The sequence below is a fragment of the Arcobacter arenosus genome (genome assembly GCF_005771535.1).
Lineage (GTDB): Bacteria > Campylobacterota > Campylobacteria > Campylobacterales > Arcobacteraceae > Halarcobacter > Halarcobacter arenosus.
This window is the reverse complement of record NZ_VANU01000001.1, coordinates 93,172-113,182: the sequence shown is the minus strand read 5'-3', so window position 1 is coordinate 113,182 and position 20,011 is coordinate 93,172. Positions and strand designations below refer to the sequence as shown.

Annotated in this window: 18 protein-coding genes; 16 read left to right on the top strand and 2 right to left on the bottom strand. The window is 27.8% G+C overall.

All coding sequences use genetic code 11. The features are described 5' to 3' along the window. Window positions 1–68 precede the first annotated feature (68 nt). From FDK22_RS00565 to FDK22_RS00525, 9 genes are all read left to right on the top strand, one after another. Window positions 69–644, top strand: a complete 576-nt coding sequence (locus FDK22_RS00565) for a HyaD/HybD family hydrogenase maturation endopeptidase (protein ID WP_171012877.1) — start codon at window positions 69–71, stop codon at window positions 642–644. Further along, window positions 635–2,170 (top strand): Kae1-like domain-containing protein, encoded by a 1,536-nt coding sequence (locus FDK22_RS00560; protein WP_138150828.1) that lies wholly within the window; start codon window positions 635–637, stop codon window positions 2,168–2,170. Before FDK22_RS00565 ends, FDK22_RS00560 begins: the two co-directional genes overlap by 10 nt. A gap of 440 nt (window positions 2,171–2,610) precedes the next feature. After that, window positions 2,611–3,711: a hydrogenase small subunit gene (locus FDK22_RS00555; RefSeq protein ID WP_212744975.1), complete on the top strand. Its 1,101-nt coding sequence runs from the start codon at window positions 2,611–2,613 to the stop codon at window positions 3,709–3,711. A 1-nt stretch (window position 3,712) separates the two neighbouring features. Then, a complete protein-coding gene (locus FDK22_RS00550) occupies window positions 3,713–5,443 on the top strand; it encodes a nickel-dependent hydrogenase large subunit (protein WP_138150826.1) in 1,731 nt (576 codons plus the stop codon). A 9-nt stretch (window positions 5,444–5,452) separates the two neighbouring features. Continuing rightward, window positions 5,453–6,127: a Ni/Fe-hydrogenase, b-type cytochrome subunit gene (gene cybH / locus FDK22_RS00545; RefSeq protein WP_138150825.1), complete on the top strand. Its 675-nt coding sequence runs from the start codon at window positions 5,453–5,455 to the stop codon at window positions 6,125–6,127. A gap of 1 nt (window position 6,128) precedes the next feature. Further along, window positions 6,129–6,692 carry a HyaD/HybD family hydrogenase maturation endopeptidase gene (locus FDK22_RS00540; RefSeq protein ID WP_138150824.1) on the top strand — a complete coding sequence of 188 codons (564 nt, stop codon included), beginning with the start codon at window positions 6,129–6,131 and terminating at the stop codon, window positions 6,690–6,692. Then, complete coding sequence (locus FDK22_RS00535; protein WP_138150823.1) at window positions 6,676–8,289, top strand: hypothetical protein; 1,614 nt, start codon at window positions 6,676–6,678, stop codon at window positions 8,287–8,289. The genes FDK22_RS00540 and FDK22_RS00535 overlap by 17 nt, the downstream gene beginning before the upstream one ends. A gap of 19 nt (window positions 8,290–8,308) precedes the next feature. Continuing rightward, window positions 8,309–10,543 (top strand): carbamoyltransferase HypF, encoded by a 2,235-nt coding sequence (hypF, locus tag FDK22_RS00530; RefSeq protein WP_138150822.1) that lies wholly within the window; start codon window positions 8,309–8,311, stop codon window positions 10,541–10,543. Between the two features lie 62 nt (window positions 10,544–10,605). Beyond that, window positions 10,606–11,868 (top strand): OmpA family protein, encoded by a 1,263-nt coding sequence (locus FDK22_RS00525; protein ID WP_138150821.1) that lies wholly within the window; start codon window positions 10,606–10,608, stop codon window positions 11,866–11,868. Window positions 11,869–11,893: 25 nt separating this feature from the next. Here the strand turns inward: FDK22_RS00525 and FDK22_RS00520 are convergent, their stop codons facing one another. Together FDK22_RS00520 and FDK22_RS00515 are read right to left on the bottom strand one after the other, a co-directional pair. Next, window positions 11,894–12,193, bottom strand: coding sequence for a DUF3817 domain-containing protein (locus FDK22_RS00520; protein ID WP_138150820.1), 300 nt, complete (start codon window positions 12,191–12,193; stop codon window positions 11,894–11,896). Between the two features lie 103 nt (window positions 12,194–12,296). Continuing rightward, a complete protein-coding gene (locus FDK22_RS00515) occupies window positions 12,297–12,956 on the bottom strand; it encodes a hypothetical protein (protein ID WP_138150819.1) in 660 nt (219 codons plus the stop codon). A 169-nt stretch (window positions 12,957–13,125) separates the two neighbouring features. Between FDK22_RS00515 and hypB the strand changes: the two genes are divergently transcribed. The 7 genes from hypB to FDK22_RS00480 all read left to right on the top strand — a co-directional run bounded on the left by hypB (window position 13,126) and on the right by FDK22_RS00480 (window position 19,906). Beyond that, a complete protein-coding gene (hypB, locus tag FDK22_RS00510) occupies window positions 13,126–13,911 on the top strand; it encodes a hydrogenase nickel incorporation protein HypB (protein ID WP_138150818.1) in 786 nt (261 codons plus the stop codon). Then, window positions 13,911–14,192: a HypC/HybG/HupF family hydrogenase formation chaperone gene (locus tag FDK22_RS00505; protein WP_138150817.1), complete on the top strand. Its 282-nt coding sequence runs from the start codon at window positions 13,911–13,913 to the stop codon at window positions 14,190–14,192. The genes hypB and FDK22_RS00505 overlap by 1 nt, the downstream gene beginning before the upstream one ends. A gap of 5 nt (window positions 14,193–14,197) precedes the next feature. Continuing rightward, a complete protein-coding gene (gene hypD, locus FDK22_RS00500; RefSeq protein WP_138150816.1) occupies window positions 14,198–15,325 on the top strand; it encodes a hydrogenase formation protein HypD in 1,128 nt (375 codons plus the stop codon). 32 nt (window positions 15,326–15,357) lie between these two features. Beyond that, window positions 15,358–16,353 (top strand): hydrogenase expression/formation protein HypE, encoded by a 996-nt coding sequence (gene hypE / locus FDK22_RS00495; RefSeq protein ID WP_138150815.1) that lies wholly within the window; start codon window positions 15,358–15,360, stop codon window positions 16,351–16,353. Then, window positions 16,353–16,694, top strand: coding sequence for a hydrogenase/urease nickel incorporation protein HypA (gene hypA, locus FDK22_RS00490; protein WP_138150814.1), 342 nt, complete (start codon window positions 16,353–16,355; stop codon window positions 16,692–16,694). Before hypE ends, hypA begins: the two co-directional genes overlap by 1 nt. A gap of 91 nt (window positions 16,695–16,785) precedes the next feature. Continuing rightward, window positions 16,786–18,693 carry a sensor domain-containing diguanylate cyclase gene (locus FDK22_RS00485; RefSeq protein WP_138150813.1) on the top strand — a complete coding sequence of 636 codons (1,908 nt, stop codon included), beginning with the start codon at window positions 16,786–16,788 and terminating at the stop codon, window positions 18,691–18,693. Window positions 18,694–18,790: 97 nt separating this feature from the next. Further along, the gene (locus tag FDK22_RS00480; protein ID WP_138150812.1) at window positions 18,791–19,906 is read left to right on the top strand and encodes an ABC transporter substrate-binding protein; all 1,116 of its coding nucleotides are present in this window, start codon (window positions 18,791–18,793) and stop codon (window positions 19,904–19,906) included. The last annotated feature ends 105 nt before the right edge of the window (window positions 19,907–20,011 follow it).

Genomic DNA, 20,011 nt, shown 5'->3' with positions numbered 1-20,011 from the left:
CTACAGCCTATTTTTTTTCTTATAATATAAGAATACAAGAATATGAGAATTTAAAGCTAGGAAAATTGATGAGAAATATTGTAATTGGTGTTGGAAATGTACTATTTAAGGATGAGGGTGTAGGTATTTTTGCATCTAAATATTTAGAGGAAAACTATGACTTTGAAGGTGACTTAGAAATTATAGAGGGTGGAACTTTAGGTTTTAAACTTATGACATATTTCCAAGAGTATGATAATGTAATTATTTTAGATACAGTTTCAATTGAAGATAAGCCAGGTGAGATTTTTAGATTACCATCTGATGTATTATTAGGACTAGGTCAATATAGAAAAACAGCTCATGAAGTTGAGATTGTTGAGATGCTTGAGATAGTATCAGTTTTAGAAAATCATGCTGAGGTGACTATTTTAGGAATTATTCCAGAAGATATAGTAAGTGTAGAAATAGGACTTACAAAAAAAATTGAAGAGAGATTTGAAGAGTTTATTTTACAAACTATTAAAGAATTAGATAGTATTGGTATAAAAGCAATTAAAAAAGATAATAAAAGCGTAAAAGATATAGGACTTCAATTAATTGGAAGTTATAACGGGGAGCATTTAAGTAGAATCCCTAATGAGGAAGATACAACATGGAGTTAATTTATAAAATAAATTTCAATAGTACAAATTTTTATTTCAAAGATATAATAGATAGTTTAATAAAAGAATCAGAAGTTTTAGCACAAACAAAAATGTATAGAGGTTTTATTCTTATTATTTGTAATGATACACAGGAAAAAATAGAAGGGTTTTTTAGTATTTTAGAACAAAAACTTCCTTTATCAATTTTTTTAGAGAGTGCAGAAGTTATTGAATCTTTTAATTATAATGATTATGCAGAACTAGAAGATAAAGGTGTTAAAATTAATCTTTCTTTACTGACTAATGATGAGATTAAAAATATTATAGTTGAAAATAACATAGATTTTACAAATGATATCAATAAAATAAAAGATGGTGGAATATCTAGGTTTGAAACACACAATGGTTTAAAAGATATATTTTTACCATCTGTTGAAAATAGGGAATTTTTTGAAAAAAAAGGTAAAGAGGTTAAACTTTTAATTACTGATGTAAATTCACTTACAAACTTAGTTGAACTCTCACAAAAAGATTTACAACTTCTTTGTTCAATTGAAAGACCATTAGTAAAATTAAAATTTAAACTTTTACAAAATTCAAAGGGTGAATATTCAAGTACAAGATTTATTTATGCAAAAATTCCAGATGATAAAGAAACATTACTTTTTGCAGATGCCTTAAAAAAAGAGGGTATAAATTTTGTTTTATATGTTAATGATGATGTTTATCAGGATGGTTTGAAAGTAAGTTATAATGATAAACAAAATATTATAATCCATGGTGAAAAAGGGATTTTCCCAAAATATGATTATCAATTAAATAGACAAGTTAATTCTTCTAATGATTTTTTTGAAGAGTATGGTTCAGTATTTAAAGCATCAATTGCACAACTTAATAAAAGAGTAGTACCAACAATTGGAATCTATTTCTCTTATGAAAGTGATGAATCAGCAATTAAAATCAATATTCCAACAACTGGAGAAAAAGATGTGATTTTAATTCCAAATGTAATAAATAGTGTAAAAAGATGTTTAGAAGATATTGCCTCAATTGATGAACATTGTGAGAGATTAATAACAAACTACAAGAAAAAATTTCCTCAATATTTTGAAAAAGAGTTTATAAATAAAGATGTAGATGGGTTCGAGTCAATCTTAAATTTATTAGCTTATGTGTTAGGAATGAAAAATAGAAAACAATTTGAAGATACAGCTTTAATGTTTGGTGGGAAAAGTGGTCTACAAGTTGATATGAAAATTATGCAAATTGATGGCAAAAACTATTTAGATTACAGAAGAATTATCCAAAGTATAATGAGTTATAAAATGGCAGATGTTGATGAAACTATGTTAGCTTATTCATTTTATGAATCTTTAGTAGATTTTATGGAAGAAAATATATCAAAAATATCTGAAGAGATTAAATCAAAAGATTTAATTCTTTGTGGAAACATGTTCTCTAACTCAATACTTCTATCTAAATTAGATAAAAAATTAAATAATATAAATATTCTTATCCCTAAAGAATATCCAATAGACTTATAATTGAAATATAATTATAAATAAACTAAATACAATTGAGATTTATTAGTTTAACTAATAAATCTCAACTACTAAAAAAACAAAAAATTAACCTCAATTATGTAAAATTTATGTAATAAAAATATTCCTGAACAATGCTAAAAATAGGCATTTGTGACACTAATATGACATTTTATAAAAATAAAGAATTATAATTTCAGATAAATTTAAAAAAAGGTCTGAACTTTTAGTTAAAGTTAAGTTTAAGTCATGTAAGATTTGTTAAGTTAAAAAAAAATGAATATTCATTTATGGATAGAATTTGTAAGTTTATTTTAAACTTACTTAAAAGATGCTTTTATTATGAATGAATGTTTATTAATTGAAAGGAAAAAAGAGTGAAAGATTTAGGTTTATTTCAACAGCTCTCTGAAAGATTAGAGAAACTTGAAAAATTACCAAGAATGGATGAGTCAAAATCTATTCCTAAGGTATTAGAAGAAAAAGGTATATCAAGAAGAGATTTTATGAAGTGGGCTACAGCTGTTACTGCAATGCTAGCATTGCCTGGTAATTTTACGCCACTTGTTGCAAAAGCTGCTGAGTTGAGTGATAGATTACCAGTAATTTGGTTACATATGGCAGAATGTACTGGATGTTCTGAATCATTATTAAGGACTGATGCACCTACTATTGATTCATTGATTTTTGATTTTATTTCATTACAATATCATGAAACATTAATGGCAAGTGCAGGTTGGCAAGCAGAAGATAATTTAGAACATGCAATCGAAAAATATAAAGGTAACTATATTTTAATGGTTGAAGGTGGAATTCCTCAGGGTCAAAATGATTTTTATCTAACAATTGGAGGAAAAGGTCATACTGGTGAACATTCTGCAAAACATGCATCTGAACATGCAAAAGCAATTTTTGCAATCGGTACATGTTCTTCATTCGGTGGTGTACAAGCTGCAATTCCAAATCCAACAGGAGCAGTTGCTCTTTCAAAAATCACTAATAAACCAGTAATTAATGTTCCAGGATGTCCTCCAAGTGAGAAAAATATTGTTGGTACTTTATTACACTTTATTTTATTTGGAACACTTCCAGCTTTAGATGCATATAATAGACCAAAATGGGCTTATGGATTAAGAATTCATGATTTATGTGAAAGAAGAGGTCACTTTGATGCAGGTGAATTTGTTGAAGAGTTCGGTGATGAAGGTGCTAAAAAAGGTTATTGTTTATATAAAGTAGGTTGTAAAGGACCTTATACTTTTAATAACTGTGGTAAAAATAGATTTAATCAACATACTTCTTGGCCAATTCAAGCAGGACACGGTTGTATTGGATGCTCTGAACCAGATTTCTGGGATACTATGGGACCATTTGAAGAACCAGTTGCAGATAGATTATATAATACAGTGTTTGGTGGCCTTGGAGCAGACGCAACTGCAGATAAGGTAGGAACAGGGTTATTAGCTGTTACAGGTATTGGTATAGCAGCCCACGCAGCACTATCAACATTTAGAAAACCAAGAACAGAAGAAGAGGAACATTAAGATGGCAAATAAAAGAGTAATAGTAGACCCAATTACAAGAATTGAAGGACACTTAAGAATTGAGGTTGAAGTTGATGAAAATAATGTAATTCAAAATGCTTTTTCTTCAGCAACATTATGGAGAGGGCTTGAAACTATTGTAAAAAATAGAGATCCTAGGGATGCAGGTTTTCTTATGGGAAGAATTTGTGGTGTTTGTACATATTCTCACTATAGAGCTGGAATTGAAGCTGTTGAGGATGCATTAGGGATTAAAATTCCTTTAAATGCACAATTAACTAGATCTTTAATGAATCAAGCATTATTTATCCATGACCACCCAGTACATTTTTATCATTTACATGGACTTGACTGGTGTGATGTTGTTTCTGCACTTGATGCAGATCCTGCTTTAGCTTCTAAGGAAGCTTTAAAATATACAAAATATCCTGTTGCGACTGGTGAAGGTGATTTATTAAAAGTAAAAGATAAATTAAAAGCTTTTGTTGAAAAAGGTGACTTAGGGCCATTTGCAAATGCATATTGGGGACACAGTACATTTAGATTAACACCTGAGCAAAACTTAATTGTAGCTTCTCACTATCTTAAAGCTTTAGAGATTCAAAGAACTGCTGCACAATTAATGGCGATTTTTGGTGGAAAACAACCACATCCACAAAGTTTAACTGTTGGTGGTGTTACTTGTATTATGGACTTATTAGATCCAAGTAGAATGGGTGAATTCTTAGTTAAATTTAAAGAAGTTGCAAACTTTGTAGAAAATGCTTATTATGCAGACATTAAAATGGCAGGAGCAGCATATATTGGTGAACCAACTGTAACTGCTGAAGCTGGTGTTATGAACTTTATGGCACACAATACTATGCAATTAAATCAAACAGAATATCTTTTTGATGCAGGTATTATTTTAAATGGTGACCTTAGTAAAGTTTATGAAATTGATGAGAGTTTAATCACAGAAGAAGCTACTCATGCTTGGTATGAAGATAATGAACCTTTACATCCATATGAAGGTAGAACTAACCCTAAATATACTGGTTTACAAGATAGAATGACTGTTGGACCAAAAGGTGAAGATATTCAATCTAAATCAGTTGATGATAAAGGTAAATATTCTTGGATTAAATCACCTAGATATGATGGTAAAGCAATGGAAGTTGGACCTTTAGCATCTATGTTAGTATCATATGCAAAAGGAAATCAAAAAATTAAAAAAATTGTTGATGATTTCTTAGCTGAAACAGGATTACCTGTAGCTGCATTATTTACAACTTTAGGTAGAACAGCTGCTAGATGTTTACAAACTAAAGCAATTATTGACCATGGTTTAGAAACATTTAACACATTAATTGAAAATTTAAAAGTAGACCAAGAAACTTGTGCTCCTTATTCTATTGATAAAAATAAAGAGTATAAAGGGAGATTTATTGGTGATGTTCCAAGGGGAATGTTATCTCACTGGGTTAGAATTAAAAATGGTGTGATTGAAAACTATCAAGCTGTTGTTCCTTCAACATGGAATGCAGGTCCAGAAGATTCAAAAGGTATTAAAGGTCCTTATGAAGCTAATTTAATTGGAATGAAAGTACAAGATATTTCTCAACCATTAGAGATTATTAGAGTTATTCATAGTATGGACCCATGTATTGCTTGTGCTGTTCATGTAATGGATACAAAAGGGAACGATTTAGGTGTTTACAAAGTAGACCCTATATATGGAACTAGCTGCTAGGAGCAAATTATGATAAAAAAACATTATGAATTTTCGTATTGGTTGAGAATTACTCACTGGGTAAGAGCTCTTGCAATAGTAATTTTAACAGCAACTGGTTTTTATATAGCGTATCCATTTATATCACCTGCTCACTCTGGTGGAGAGCCTGTGTTATTTTTAAATGCTTTAACTAGATCTTGGCATGTTATTTTTGGGTTTATGTTAATTGCTGTTACAATTGGAAAGTTTTATTTATTTATTTTTGATAAGCAAAGTAAAGTAGAAAGAGATTCTTTTTGGGATTTTATTAATCCTAAAATTTGGATTCAACAAATTGGGTATTATTTATTAATCACAAAACATCCACATGGAAAAGGTGTTTATAACCCACTACAGTTTATGGCTTATGCGGGGGTATATATATCGATTGTTATGATTTCATTAACAGGATTAATCCTTTATGTTCATGTATATCATGAAGGTATGGGTGGTTTTTTGTTTGATTCTATGAGATCATTGGAAGTAATGATGGGCGGTTTAGCATTTGTAAGAGAATTACACCACATTTTTATGTGGATTTTTATAATCTTCTTACCAATTCACGTTTATCTTGCAGTATTTAACTCTGTACATGGGAAACAAGGAGCGATGGACTCAATTATCTCTGGTTACAGATGGATAAAAGAAGACAAAAAGCACTAATATGAATATATTAATTTTAGGAATAGGAAATATCCTATTCCAAGATGAAGGAATTGGAGCTCATTTTATTCATTATCTTGATGAAAAATATGAATATAATTCCGATGAACATACTATTAGTATTGTTGATGGTGGAACATTAGCCCATAGGCTAATTCCACTTATCATCAAATATGATAAAGTTTTTGTTGTTGATTGTATTGATGCCTTAAATTCAAAACCTGGTGATGTTTATTTCTTTGATTATTTAAAAGCTCCTGCTGAAATTGATTGGCAAGGTAGTGCTCATGAAATTGAGATGCTTCAAACTTTGAATATGATTAAGATGAACGGAGACTTACCAAGTACGAATGTATTGGGAGTTATCCCTAAAAGAGTTGCGGATGATACAACTTTTGAATTAAGTGAAGAGATTATAAAAGCTATTCCTACAATGGAAAGTACAATTATCAAGGCACTAAAAGATTTAGGTGTAAATATTTCAGTTAAAAATGAAAATTTATCAATCGTTGAAATAGCTAACAGCTCATATAAAAGAGAGATTATAAATGGTCCTGCAATATAAATTTAAATATACATCTAATAACAATAGTTTAATAACTATTTTAGATAATATTTTAGCAAAAAAACAGACCACTTATAATCTTTATAAAGAGGATGATTTTCTTTTTTTACATATAAAAGATGAAGAAGAGAATATATTAAAAATTTCAGATGAATTATCAAATGAACTTCCAATGTCAATATTTTTGGAAGATTATACATTAGAAGTTGTACCACAGTTTCCAATTGTCAACTATCACTATACTCCTGATAGTTTCAGAAAGTCTTACTGTTCAAATTGTTTAACCAAAGTAGAAAATAATGAGTCTAAATTTTTCTACAACCCCTTTGTAAATTGTGAAACTTGTGGTACAACTTGTGATGTAGAAAAAATAGAGATAATTTCAAATAATGAAGAGTTTAATTACTCAAATTATAAAGAGTTTTTTGAAAAACTTGCATTGGAAATATCTTTAAATAAAAAAGTAAAAATAAATAATTATGTATTTACAAAATTTACAAAGTTTGAAAAAGAAAATGAAAAAATTCTTTGTACGAATCTTGATAAATTATCTAATATAGTAGTTGGTTCAAAACAAAAAACTGCTCTTTTATTAAGTTTAGAGAAGCCAACAATCTCTTTTAATATAAATGCAATATATAAAGCAAATAATGATTGCTTAATCAATAAAGTTGATATCAAAGCACCTTGGAATATCTTTTATTATCTATTATCAAAGGAATTAGCAGCTTTAAATATAGATTTTGTGAAGTTTGAAGATAGTGAAGATTTTGATTTATCAATCAATTTTTCTGATATTGAAAACAATACAAAAATATCTGTAACTGAAAGTAAAATACATTTTTTAGAAAATAGTTTTTATGATAAAAGTTTAGATGAACTGTATAGAAAATTTGATGAAAAATCAAAAGCGCAATTTATGGTTTTACTAAGTGAAAATGAGTTATTTGAAAAATCTATAATCAATATCTATGCCTCTTCTAAATATGATATGGCAATGTCTTTATATTCTCCAAGAATAGATGGTGTAATTGATTTAGTATCTTTTAAAATCCCTAAAAGTGTTAATGAAATTTTTGAAGGTATAAAAAAAGAAGAAAATGGTGAAAGATTATTAGAGAGTTTTAAAGCTAAATTTGAAAAAGAGTATGAAAATAGTTTAAATACAGATATCTCTTGTATTAAAGATAATTCTTTAAATTCCTTACTACAAATACCTGGAACTATTTTAGGAATAGATAATATTTATGAAAAAGCTGCAAGTGCTTTACTTCCAAAAGGTCCTAGAATAGATTATAAAATTATAGATAAAGAAAAATTATTTAATAAAGAGTTTGATTTTATTAAACTTGTAAAAAGTGGAATGAGTTTTAAACTTGCTGGGGTAGATGATAAAACTTTGGCCTTAGGATATGTAGAAAGTTTTATATATTTCTTATCTGATTTAATTGACGATGTTAATGAAAATTTTCCAGTAGATGGTATATCTTTAAGTGGAGATTTAATTGCAGATGAATTTTTTAATAAAATCTTAAAACTAGCATTAACTACAAACTTCAAATTATATTATAATAAGGATTTTCCAATACAATTATAAAAAACTAATTTGGAAAAGAATGAAATCTATACAAATACAAGTAAAAGGTATTGTTCAAGGTGTTGGATTTAGACCGTATGTTTACAATCTAGCCTTGAAAAATAAGCTTTTTGGCTGGGTTAATAATGATGATCAAGGTGTAAATATTGCATTAGAAGGTGATACTTTAAATCTTGAGAACTTTTTAAACACTTTAAAAAATTCTCCACCACCACTTGCTAAAATTGATTCTATTAGAAGTGAAGAAAAAAAACTTCAAAATTTTAAAAGTTTCGAAATTATTGAGAGTAAAACTACTTCAAATAAATCAACAATTATAAGTCCTGATATGGCTATTTGTGATGATTGTATTGATGATATAAATAATCCTGAAAATTTTAGATATGAATATGCTCTTACAAATTGTACAAATTGTGGACCTAGATATTCAATTATAAATACAGTTCCCTATGATAGATGTAATACCTCAATGGCAAAATTTAAAATGTGTTCAAAATGTGAAGAAGAATATAAAAATCCATTAAATAGAAGATATCATGCACAACCTGTTTCTTGTGAAGTTTGTGGTCCTAAAATTGCTTTGTATAATAATAAAAATGAACAATTGTCAAAAGATATTCAAAGTATAATTGATATTGCGCAAAAAATCAAAGAGGGAAAAATAGTTGCTATTAAAGGTTTAGGTGGCTTTCACTTAGTTTGTAATGCTTTGGACGATAAAGTAGTATATGAGTTAAGAGATAGGAAAAATAGACCAACAAAACCCTTTGCTGTTATGTTTAAAAATCTAGAGCAGATAAAAGAGCATACTACTTTAACAAAAAAAGAAGAAGAGATTATTACTTCAAAAGAGAAGCCAATTACTTTGGTTAAAATGAAAAATATAAACTCAACAAAGTTAAGTAAATATATTGCCCCAAATATAGATAGACTAGGTTGTTTTATTGCTTATACACCACTACATCATCTATTATTTAAGTATCTAAATACTCCTATTGTTGCAACTAGTGCAAATTTATCAGATGAACCTATATTAAGATTTAAAGATGAAGTTATAGAAAAGTTAGGTGGTGTAGTAGATTTCATACTTGATTTTGATAGAGATATAATAAATGCCTGTGATGATTCCGTTGTTCAAGTTGCAAATGATGATATTTTAGTTTTAAGAAATGCAAGGGGGTATGCACCAACAAGTTTGAAACTTTCTTCAAAAACAAATAAGAAAATATTAGCTCTTGGGGCAAATCAAAAATCAACAATTGCTTTAGCTTTTGAAGATAATTTAATCTTATCACCCCATATAGGGGATTTAGGTTCTATAACTTCAATAGAATATTTTAATAGAACAATTAAAACCTTTAAAAGATTTTATGATTTTGAACCAGATTTAATAGTTTGTGATAAACACCCAAATTATGAAAGTACAAAATGGGCAAAAAATCAAGGAATTGAAACTATAGAGATTCAGCATCATTATGCTCATGTTTTATCAACTATGGCTGAATATAATTTAGATGAAAAAGTTTTAGCTTTCTCTTTTGATGGAACTGGTTTTGGTGATGATGGAAATATTTGGGGTGGTGAAGTTTTTATTGCAGATAAAAAAGAGTATAAAAGGGCTTATCATCTAAATTATTTTAAACTTTTAGGTGGCGAGAAATCAATTAAAGAGCCTAAAAGAGTTGCCTTATCTTTACTATTTGATAATTTTTCATTAGAAGAGATTTTACTTTTAGATAATCCAACTGTAAAAGCTTTCTCCCAAGGTGAAATTAAAATAATGCATACAATGTGGCAAAAAGGTTTAAATGCTCCAAAAACTTCTTCTATGGGTAGATTATTTGATGCAATAGCTAGTTTAAGTGGTATTGCCCAAATTCAAAGTTTTGAAGGAGAAACTGGTTTACAAATAGAGATGGCTTATGATAAAACTTGTAATAAATCATATAGATATAAACTAGTTGATGAAATTATTGATTTATCTATTTGTATTAAAGAGATAGAAAAAGAGAAAAACAAGATTTTAATTTGTAGTAAATTTATAAATATGCTTGTAGATTTGGTAATCGAAATTTCTAATAAATTTAATGATTTACCAATAGTTTTAACTGGTGGAGTTTTTCAAAATAAAACTTTACTTGAAGAAATTAGTAAAAAACTAACAAAACTAAATAAAAAATACTACTACTCTAAAAAAATCCCACTAAATGATGGAGGTATTTCAATAGGCCAGATTTATTCTCAACTAAATTAGTACAATTAAACTAAAAAGATATATAATAAAATTACAAATATTATTATATAAAAGGATTTTTCATGTACCTATTTAGAATAATAGTTCTTGCTTCTTTTTTTTGTGCTGCTGCATTTGCTAATTCTTCTTTAATTAATCTTGGCTCAGATATCAAATATACTTATGAGACTAAAAGAGCTGAAAATAAATCTTCTTCTTATCCTAAAAATATTTTACTACCACAAGTTAAAGATTATGCAATAAGAAGACTTGACTATAAAAAATACAATGAAGTTCTATTTAGGATAAATAAAAAGAAAGTCAAAAAAAATGGTGAGTATTGGAAAGCAGATTATTTTAATATTACAAAAGATAACACTGATTTTAGACCTATAATTTCAAAAGAGTATAAAGACAAGATAATTAAGCTTGGAGCAACAATAGTTGATGATAAAGATTACTTTTTTATTTTTGAGTATGTTGATGGTAAAAATAAATATCTAACAGAGTTTAAAACTTATAAAAGATCCTTTTCATTAAAAATGGTAAAAGAAGAGGTTTTTGTTCAAGACTTAGTACTAAGTCCTGACAAAATCAAGGCACAACTAGATACTGAAGGGAAAATCACCCTAGATGGTGTATATTTTGATTTTAATAAAGCTACACTAAAAAAAGAATCCCTAAAAGCAATACTTTCAGCTGTAAACCTTATGGAAAAATATCCAGATTTAGTAATATCAGTTCAAGGACATACAGACTCAAAAGGAAATGATAAATATAATAAGGAACTTTCCTTTGAAAGGGCAAAATCTGTAAAAGATGCAATTATAAAATATGGTATAAATAAAGAAAGATTAAACTCAAAAGGTTTTGGAGAGGAAAACCCAATTGCTTCAAATGATACAGATGAAGGAAGAGCAAAAAATAGAAGAGTTGAACTTCATAAAATTAGTGGTGGAGATAAAAAAGCAGTAATTGATATTAATTTTATTAAACCCCTTGAAAACTCTGTTATTAGTCTAAACACTACTTATAAAGATGAGAAGCTAGTTATTTATAAAACAAAGCCTTATTTTAATAAAAAAGAAGTTTTAACTTTTATTGGTTCTATAAAAAGAATTGACTATAAAATAATGAAAGATGGCAAAAAAGATAGTACTTATTCAAGAAAATCTATTATAAAAAACTATAAAAATATATTGCCACTTTATAATGCAAAAATACTAGGGAAATATTCAGATTCAGTATATTTTGAGATTAAAGATAGAGGTGATGGAAAAAAAGTTTATGGAAAAATAGATGCTTATAGTGGGAGTTATAATATATTTTTTTTAATAGAGGATTAAAATAAGATACTAAATGTATCTTATTTTATAGTGTAACTTCATTTGGTTTAACTTTTTTCTCTATAAAAAATGCTCCAAATGGAATTAGTGATAAAACAAAAAGTTGAAAAACTAATCCAACATCCCATGATTTTTTAATCTTAGCTTCAAATAAAGATATCATAAAGATAATAAACAAGACTCCATGAATCATCCCAAAGATTTTAACAGGATATGGGTTATCTCCAATATATTTTATAGGCATAGCTATAAATACTAAAAGCAAATAAGATAATCCTTCAATTGCAGAAATAATTCTAAATCGACCTAATGCATCTTTTATCATAATAGTTTTCCTAAAATTTTTTGAAATTATATATAAATATATTTATAGTTTCTTTAGTTTTTAATATTGATATTTTTCTTTAGTTTTCATAATTCAAATACTTCTATTGGTATTTATAAAAAATAGTTTTTAATATCTCTATTTGTTTGTTTTGTAAATAAGTAAATTTAAATTCACACTCTTTTAAATAATAGAAGAAGTTGTTTTCATTCACCCCTTTATATTTTTTCAAATTTTCCTCTAAGTATTTCCAAAAAACATTTAATGGTGTTGAGTAAGAGTATTGGGAATAGATTCTATGCCATTTTAAATATTTTTCAAACTCTTTATCATCTTCTACTGTATTATGTCTTGGGAGTTTTGGCATTAACAAAGTAAAAACTTTTTTGTTTGAATAAAAACCTAAAATATTAATAGCGTTATAAAGAGATCTTTTTTTATTCTTTTTTTCTCTATTTGTAAAATAATAAAACTCTTCATATGAGCTATTATCATTGATACTATTATAATGTTCATTTTCTAAAAAATTAGCAATCAATTTTCTAAATAACATATATCTATTTTGGACAGTTCTATAATTAAGTTTAAGAATTTTGGAGCATCTATTTGCACTTATATTATTACAAAAAAATTCAATTATTCTAAAATCTATTTCAATTTTTCTTATGGAAAATTTTCTATTACAAGTACTACATTTTTTATAATTGTTTTGAAGAATATAAAGTCTTTTTGAATCACAATAGGGGCAATTTTTAATTTCCATTTTAAAGTCATCTTTAGTATTTTTATTTTTATAAGAATAACTTAATCTAACTAATAGTTTACTTGTTCTAAAAGTACACAAGATGTGTCTCTTATTAGTTTGAATAAAGTTTCAATAGACTACACTTTCTAAAATGAACAATAATTCACAAGAATTTAAAGGATAATATATGTGTAAAGATTGCGGTTGTACAATAGCGGGTGATGCACATCACCATCATCATGATCATGAACATTCACACCATGAAGGTAGTTCTTCTCACCAGGCAGCTCATGAAACTCTTCATCATAATCCACAACTAAATGATGCAAAAACAGTTTCAGTAATTCAAAAAATATTAGATAAAAATGACCATGAGGCAGCTCATAACAGAGTTCATTTTGATAGTCATAAAGTATTAGGAATAAATCTTATGTCAAGTCCAGGAAGTGGAAAAACAACACTTCTAGAACATATGGCTGATATTGCTGATTTTAAATATGGTGTTGTTGAAGGTGATTTAGAAACTAATAGAGATGCGGATAGATTACTTGCAAAAGATATTAAAGCTGTACAAATTCAAACAGGAAGTGCCTGTCATTTAGATGCATTTATGGTTCACAAAGGATTACACGACATGCCTTTAGATGATTTAGATGTATGTTTTGTTGAAAATGTAGGGAATCTTGTATGTCCTGCATCTTACGATGTTGGAACTCATTTAAACATTGTATTAGTTAGTGTTCCAGAAGGTGAAGATAAAATTGCTAAATATCCAGTTATGTTTAGAGCCGCAGATTTAATTCTTTTTACAAAAACAGATTTACTTCCTTATTTTGAATATGATTTAGAAAAAGAGAAAGAAACAGCTAGAAAACTAAAACCAAATGTAGATATCTTGGAAGTTTCAACAAAAGATGAAGAGAGTTTAAAAGCTGTTGTAGAGTGGATTAATTTTAAAAGGAGAATGAGATAATGTGCCTTTCTATTCCTTCAAAAATTAAAAAAATAGATAAAGAAAACAATGTATGTACTGTTGATACTATGGGAGTTGAGAGAAACGCTTCTTTAGATTTAATAGATCAACCAGTAGAAGTTGGAGATTATGTTTTAATACATATTGGTTTCGCCATGAATAAAATTGATGAAGAAGATGCTTTAGAATCTTTGGCTATTTATCGTGAAATAATTGAAAAAATGGAAGAAGAGGATAGGCAACAAGCAATTTTAGATGGGGATAATTGCCCTAATAGGTGAAAAATATGAGTGAATTAAAATTAAAAGATTTATATGATGGATTCCGAGATCCTAAAACGGTAAAAGCTTTAAAATCCTTAGTTGATAAAGAAGCTTCAAAAATTGATAAAACAATAAGGGTTATGGAAGTTTGTGGGGGACACACTCATACTATTATGAAATATGGTATAAACCAATTGATGCCTAAAAATTTAGAGTTTATTCATGGTCCTGGATGTCCTGTATGTGTAATGCCAAAAGAAAGAATTGATCATGCATATATCTTATCTTTACAAAAAGATGTAATCTTAGTAACTCTTGGAGATATGATCAAAGTTCCTGGTTCAAAGGGAAGTTTACAAGATGCTAGAAGTAGGGGAGCAGATGTAAGGTTTGTTTATTCACCACTTGATACTATTAAAATAGCCCAAGAAAATCCAGATAAAAAAGTGATTTTCTTTGCAATAGGTTTTGAAACTACTACACCAATGACAGCAGCATTACTTGAACATGTTAGTAAAAATAAAATTGCAAATGTTTATTTTCATATAAATCATATAACAGTTCCTGAACCAATGAGAGCTTTACTTGATAGTGATGACTGTAAAATTGATGCTTTTATAGGTCCTTCTCATGTAAGTGTAATTACAGGAAGTAAAATATACCAAGAGTTTATTGATATTTATAAAAAGCCTGTTGTAGTAAGTGGTTTTGAACCAGTTGATGTTATGCAATCAATTTTAAGTATTTTAAAACAATTTAGTGAAAATAGATGTGAGTTGGAAACGCAATATTCAAGAGCTGTATCTTATGATGGTAATTTAGCTGCCCAAAAACTAATTGATAAGTATTTTGAAAAAGCTGAACATTTTAGATGGAGAGGATTAGGTGATATTGCTGATTCTGCACTAAAATTAAAAGATGAATATGCTTCAATTGATGCAGAGATTATCTATAAAGATATTTTACCAACTCAAGAAATTGATGATCATAAACTTTGTATTTGTGGAAGTATTATGCGTGGAGTTGCAAAACCGCATGAATGTAGTGTATTTGGAACAGCCTGTAAACCAAGTTCTCCATTAGGGTCTTGTATGGTAAGTAGTGAGGGTGCATGTTCAGCATATTATAAATATGGAAATCTTTTAAAATAAAAGATTTTATAGAAAAATTTTAAAGAGAAAAAATGAAAACAGTTACATTAGCCCATGGAAATGGTGGACAAGAAAATAATGAATTAATATCTAAGGTTTTTTATAAAGCTTTTAAAAATGAGATTTTAGAAAAAAGTGAAGATGCTGCAGTTATTCAAGATGGTACTTTAGCTTTTTCAACTGACTCTTTTACAGTTAGTCCCATAGAGTTTGCTGGTGCAGATATCGGAAAGCTTGCAGTATGTGGAACTTGCAATGATTTAGCTATGATGGGAGCAAAGCCAAAATATTTAACATGTAGTGTTATTATTGAAGAGGGTTTTGAGGTTGAGACTTTAAAAAGAATTGTAAATAGTATGAAAATTGAATTAGAAAAAAATGGTGCTTATGTTGTCTCTGGTGATACAAAAGTAGTACCAAGAGGAAGTGTTGATAAAATTTTTATAAATACAACAGGTATTGGTGAGATTAAACAAAAAGGTATCTCTTCAAATGAGATATTAGAAGATGATGTAATTATTGTTTCAAATTCAGTTGGAAAACATGGAGCAACAATTTTTGCAGCAAGAGAAGGTATCGATTTCTCATCTTCATTGGAATCTGATTGTGCTTCTCTTTGGCCAGTTGTAGAAAAACTTATTGAAAATGGTATTAAAATTAGAGCTTTAAGGGATGCAACAAGAGGTGGAGTTAGCGCAGTACTTAATGAATGGGCTAAACAATCAAATATCTGTGTTGAGATTGATGAAGAAAAAATCCCTGTAACTGATGAGGTTAATGGAGTTTGTGAAATGCTTGGTTTTGAAGCATTAAGTTTAGCAAATGAAGGAACTTTTGTTATGGCTATTTCAAAGGATCAAGAAGAAAAAGCAATGGATATTTTAAAATCTATTGATACCACAAAAGAAGCAGCTATTATTGGCACAGTAAGTTCTAAACATTTAGGAAAAGTTGTTTTAAACTCACCTTGGGGTACAGCTAGATTTATCGATTTACCAACTGGTGAATTGTTACCAAGGATTTGTTAATGCATGAGTACTCAATCGTTCAATCTTTATTAGAAACATGTGAAGAACACGCAAGACAAAATGACTCAAAGCAAGTGACAAAAGTAGTTGTTAAAATTGGAGTTTTATCTGGGGTTGAACCAGATTTACTTCAAACAGCCTTTGATACTTTCAAAGAAAAAACTGTTTGTGATGGTGCGGAGTTTATAATTAATCATCAAAAAATAGTTATCTCCTGTACAGATTGTGGGGAAGATTCTACTTTAGAAAAACATGAATTTTGTTGTCCTAAATGTGAATCTACACAAATAAAAGTAATTGATGGGGAAGATATGTATCTTATGAGTTTAGAGATGGAATAGCTTAAAAAAGAAAATTAAATAACTACACTAATATAACAAGATACTTTTTTAAATTATAATAATCATAAATAAACCATAAAAAGGTGAGTTTTTGAATAAAATAACATTAAAAAAACTTATTTATAATAGTTATTTAAAAACAGCACTAACATCAATATTATTTATTGAAGTTGTTTTAGTCTTTTTATACTTTAGTTCAAATAATAAACTTGTCAACGCAACTGTTGATTTTGTTTTAGAAGACCTAAAACTAAGTGTTATAGATAGAGTTAACTCTACAACTTCAATTATAAATGAAAAGTTTAATAACCTTGAAAACCTATCAGCTTTTTTACAAAATGAACATCAAAACTTTTTTTTCTATAAGGATAATATAACTTTAGATAATAAACCTAAGTTTGATTTTGCACCAAATGGGATGTATTATAAAACTGAAAATAATGGTGGTTCATCGGTTGTAGTTTCAAAAAATACAAAAATTGATGATGATTTAAAAGATAAACTTATCAAAACTGAGCTTTTTGATAAAAACTTTAAATCTATAATAAACAACAATAAAATGCTTGATGCAGTATATTTTAATAGCCATGATAATATTTGTAGATATTACCCATTTTTAGAAGATAGTTTCAATATTTTTCCCCCTGATATAAAAATGGAAAATTATAATTTTTATTACGAAGCAGATTTAAAAAATAATCCAAGTAAAGGCCCTGTTTGGACTGATGTTTATTTAGACCCTGCAGGAAAAGGTTGGATGATTAGTCTTATCGCACCAATTTATAATAATGATTTTTTAGAAGGTGTTACAGGAATAGATATAACTCTAAACTCTATTATTAAAACTTTATTGGATTTACAACTTCCTTTTGATGGTGCATCTTTTATTATAAATAAAAAGGGTGAAGTTATTGTAATGGAGAATAAAATAAAAACTTTTTTATCTTTAAAAGATGAAGAAAAGGGTGGTTACTTTTTAAAAGATAAAATTGAAAAAACTGTTCTTTTTGAAAATAAAATAAATATTTTTGATTATGAAAATAAGCAATTTGTAAAACTACTGAAAAATTTAATTGATGGTGGAAAAGTTTTTGATGAAGTTGTTTTAAATGAAAATAAATATTTATTATTTTCAAAAAAAGTAAATATTACAGATTGGTTTTTAATCTCTTTAATACCTGAAAATCAAATTATATCTGAAGTTAAAGAATTAGAAAATCAAAATCTAAGTATTGGATACTTTATTATAGTATTTATAATTGTTTTCTATTTTATATTTTTTATATTTTTATATAAAAAAGCAAAAGATTTTGTTTCTACAATAAATAATCCATTATCAAAAATCGTAGAATTCACAAAAACATTAGGAAATAAAAGTGAAATTAACTCTTTAGAGCATTGTGGTATAGAAGAGATAGATTCTTTAAATGACAACTTTAATAATCTTGCTCAAGAATTAGATAAAAGAACAAAAAGGCTTATTCAATCTGAAAGTAAAAGAAAAGAGAATGAAAAACTTGCAAATACAGATCAGCTAACAAAGGTTTATAATAGAAGATTCTTAGAAGATTTTTCTAGTCGTTATATGAAAATTGTAAAAAGAGAACATAATACTTTATCTTTATTACTTCTAGATATAGATAATTTCAAAACTGTAAATGATACTTATGGTCATGATGTAGGTGACAAAGTAATAAAACTTTTAGTTAAAAGACTTAAAACAACTGTAAGAGATAATGATATTATTGTTAGACTTGGTGGTGATGAGTTTTTAGTTTTACTTCCAAGTACTCCAATAGACAATGCAAGAAAGGTTGCAAAAAAGATTTTAGATGTAATAAATTCTTTAAATAAATTTGAAAGTGAAGAACTTAAATTCACTGTAACAATAGGTTCATCTGAGTATAAAAAAACTGATGTACATATTAATGAAATCATTAATAGAGCTGATAATGCTTTATATAAAGCAAAAAAACTTGGGAAAAATCAGCTTATATAAGACTATTTTTTTACAACTTTACTATAATTTATACACAATTTATTAAAATTTTTTGTTTTTATATGCTACTATTTAATATATTTTTTAAGGAGTGTGAATGAAAAAATTAATTAGTTTAGCTGTTGCATCTGCATTAACTTGTGGTATTGCATTAGCAAAAGAGGTTAAAATTGGTGCTGTAATGCCTATGTCTGGGCCACTTGCTGCTTATGGACAAGTTACATATTTAGGTTTAGAATTAGCAAATAAATTACAACCAACGTTAGCTAATGGTGATACAGTAAAAATTGTATTAGTAGATAACAAAGGTGATAAGGTTGAAACTGCAACTGCAACAACAAGACTTATCTCTTCAGATAAAGTTACTGCTATTTTAGGAGCTTTAACATCAACAAATACAGCTCAAACAATTGCAATTGCTGATAAGAAAAAAGTACCAGTTATTGCTTCTGTTGCAACTAATGATAAATTAACTGCAAAAAGAGAATATGCAAATAGAGTTTGTTTTACTGACTCTTTCCAAGGTGAAGTTGTTGCAAATTATGCAAAAGAACAAGGTTATAAAACTGCAGTTGTAATTGTTGACCAAGCACAAGTTTATTCTTTAGGTCTTGCAAAAGCTTTCCAAAATGCATTTAAGAAAAATGGTGGAAAATTACTTAAAAAAATCATGGTAACTTCAGGAGATAAAGATTTTAAAGCTGTTGTTTCTCAAGTTAAATCATTAAATCCTGATTTCATGTTCTTACCATTATATCACCCAGAAGCATCAATGATTGCTAGACAATCTAAACAATTAGGTCTTTCTAAACCAATGTTTAGTGGAGATGGTGTTGCAAATCAAACATTTATTGATTTAGGTGGTGAGTCTGTAGAAGGTTATATGTTTACTGACTTTTTTGATTATTCAAATCCTCCATCAAAAAAATCTGCTGACTTTGTTGCTTTCCATGAAAAAGAGACTGGAAAAGCTGAGATGAATTCATTTACAGCACTTGGAGCTGATACTTATAATGTATTAATAGCTGCAATGAACAGATGTGAAGATCCTACAGATTCAGTTTGTGTTAACAAAGAAATTAAAAATACAACAAACTTTGATGGTGTATCTGGATCAATTACTATAGATAAAGAAGGTAATGCAACTAGATCAGCAGTTATCAAAGAGATTAAAAGTGGAAAAGCAGGCTTCAAAGCTACTGTTAATCCATAATTAGTTTTTTATTGTTTATAAAGTCTAGCAAGATTTTTGCTAGACTTTTTTTTTATCTTTTTATCATAAGAAAAGTAAAAGGATATTTCTTTTCTTATGGTAAAA

Bases quoted from the DNA above. Each gene is read 5' to 3' on its own strand.
- FDK22_RS00505 (WP_138150817.1), top strand. From the start codon at position 13,911: ATGTGCCTTTCTATTCCTTCAAAAATTAAAAAAATAGATAAAGAAAAC.
- FDK22_RS00555 (WP_212744975.1), top strand. From the start codon at position 2,611: ATGGATGAGTCAAAATCTATTCCTAAGGTATTAGAAGAAAAAGGTATA.
- FDK22_RS00560 (WP_138150828.1), top strand. From the start codon at position 635: ATGGAGTTAATTTATAAAATAAATTTCAATAGTACAAATTTTTATTTC.
- hypE (WP_138150815.1), top strand. From the start codon at position 15,358: ATGAAAACAGTTACATTAGCCCATGGAAATGGTGGACAAGAAAATAAT.
- hypA (WP_138150814.1), top strand. From the start codon at position 16,353: ATGCATGAGTACTCAATCGTTCAATCTTTATTAGAAACATGTGAAGAA.
- FDK22_RS00520 (WP_138150820.1), bottom strand. From the start codon at position 12,193: ATGATAAAAGATGCATTAGGTCGATTTAGAATTATTTCTGCAATTGAA.
- FDK22_RS00540 (WP_138150824.1), top strand. From the start codon at position 6,129: ATGAATATATTAATTTTAGGAATAGGAAATATCCTATTCCAAGATGAA.
- cybH (WP_138150825.1), top strand. From the start codon at position 5,453: ATGATAAAAAAACATTATGAATTTTCGTATTGGTTGAGAATTACTCAC.
- hypD (WP_138150816.1), top strand. From the start codon at position 14,198: ATGAGTGAATTAAAATTAAAAGATTTATATGATGGATTCCGAGATCCT.
- FDK22_RS00535 (WP_138150823.1), top strand. From the start codon at position 6,676: ATGGTCCTGCAATATAAATTTAAATATACATCTAATAACAATAGTTTA.
- FDK22_RS00515 (WP_138150819.1), bottom strand. From the start codon at position 12,956: ATGGAAATTAAAAATTGCCCCTATTGTGATTCAAAAAGACTTTATATT.
- hypF (WP_138150822.1), top strand. From the start codon at position 8,309: ATGAAATCTATACAAATACAAGTAAAAGGTATTGTTCAAGGTGTTGGA.
- FDK22_RS00525 (WP_138150821.1), top strand. From the start codon at position 10,606: ATGTACCTATTTAGAATAATAGTTCTTGCTTCTTTTTTTTGTGCTGCT.
- FDK22_RS00550 (WP_138150826.1), top strand. From the start codon at position 3,713: ATGGCAAATAAAAGAGTAATAGTAGACCCAATTACAAGAATTGAAGGA.
- FDK22_RS00480 (WP_138150812.1), top strand. From the start codon at position 18,791: ATGAAAAAATTAATTAGTTTAGCTGTTGCATCTGCATTAACTTGTGGT.
- hypB (WP_138150818.1), top strand. From the start codon at position 13,126: ATGTGTAAAGATTGCGGTTGTACAATAGCGGGTGATGCACATCACCAT.
- FDK22_RS00565 (WP_171012877.1), top strand. From the start codon at position 69: ATGAGAAATATTGTAATTGGTGTTGGAAATGTACTATTTAAGGATGAG.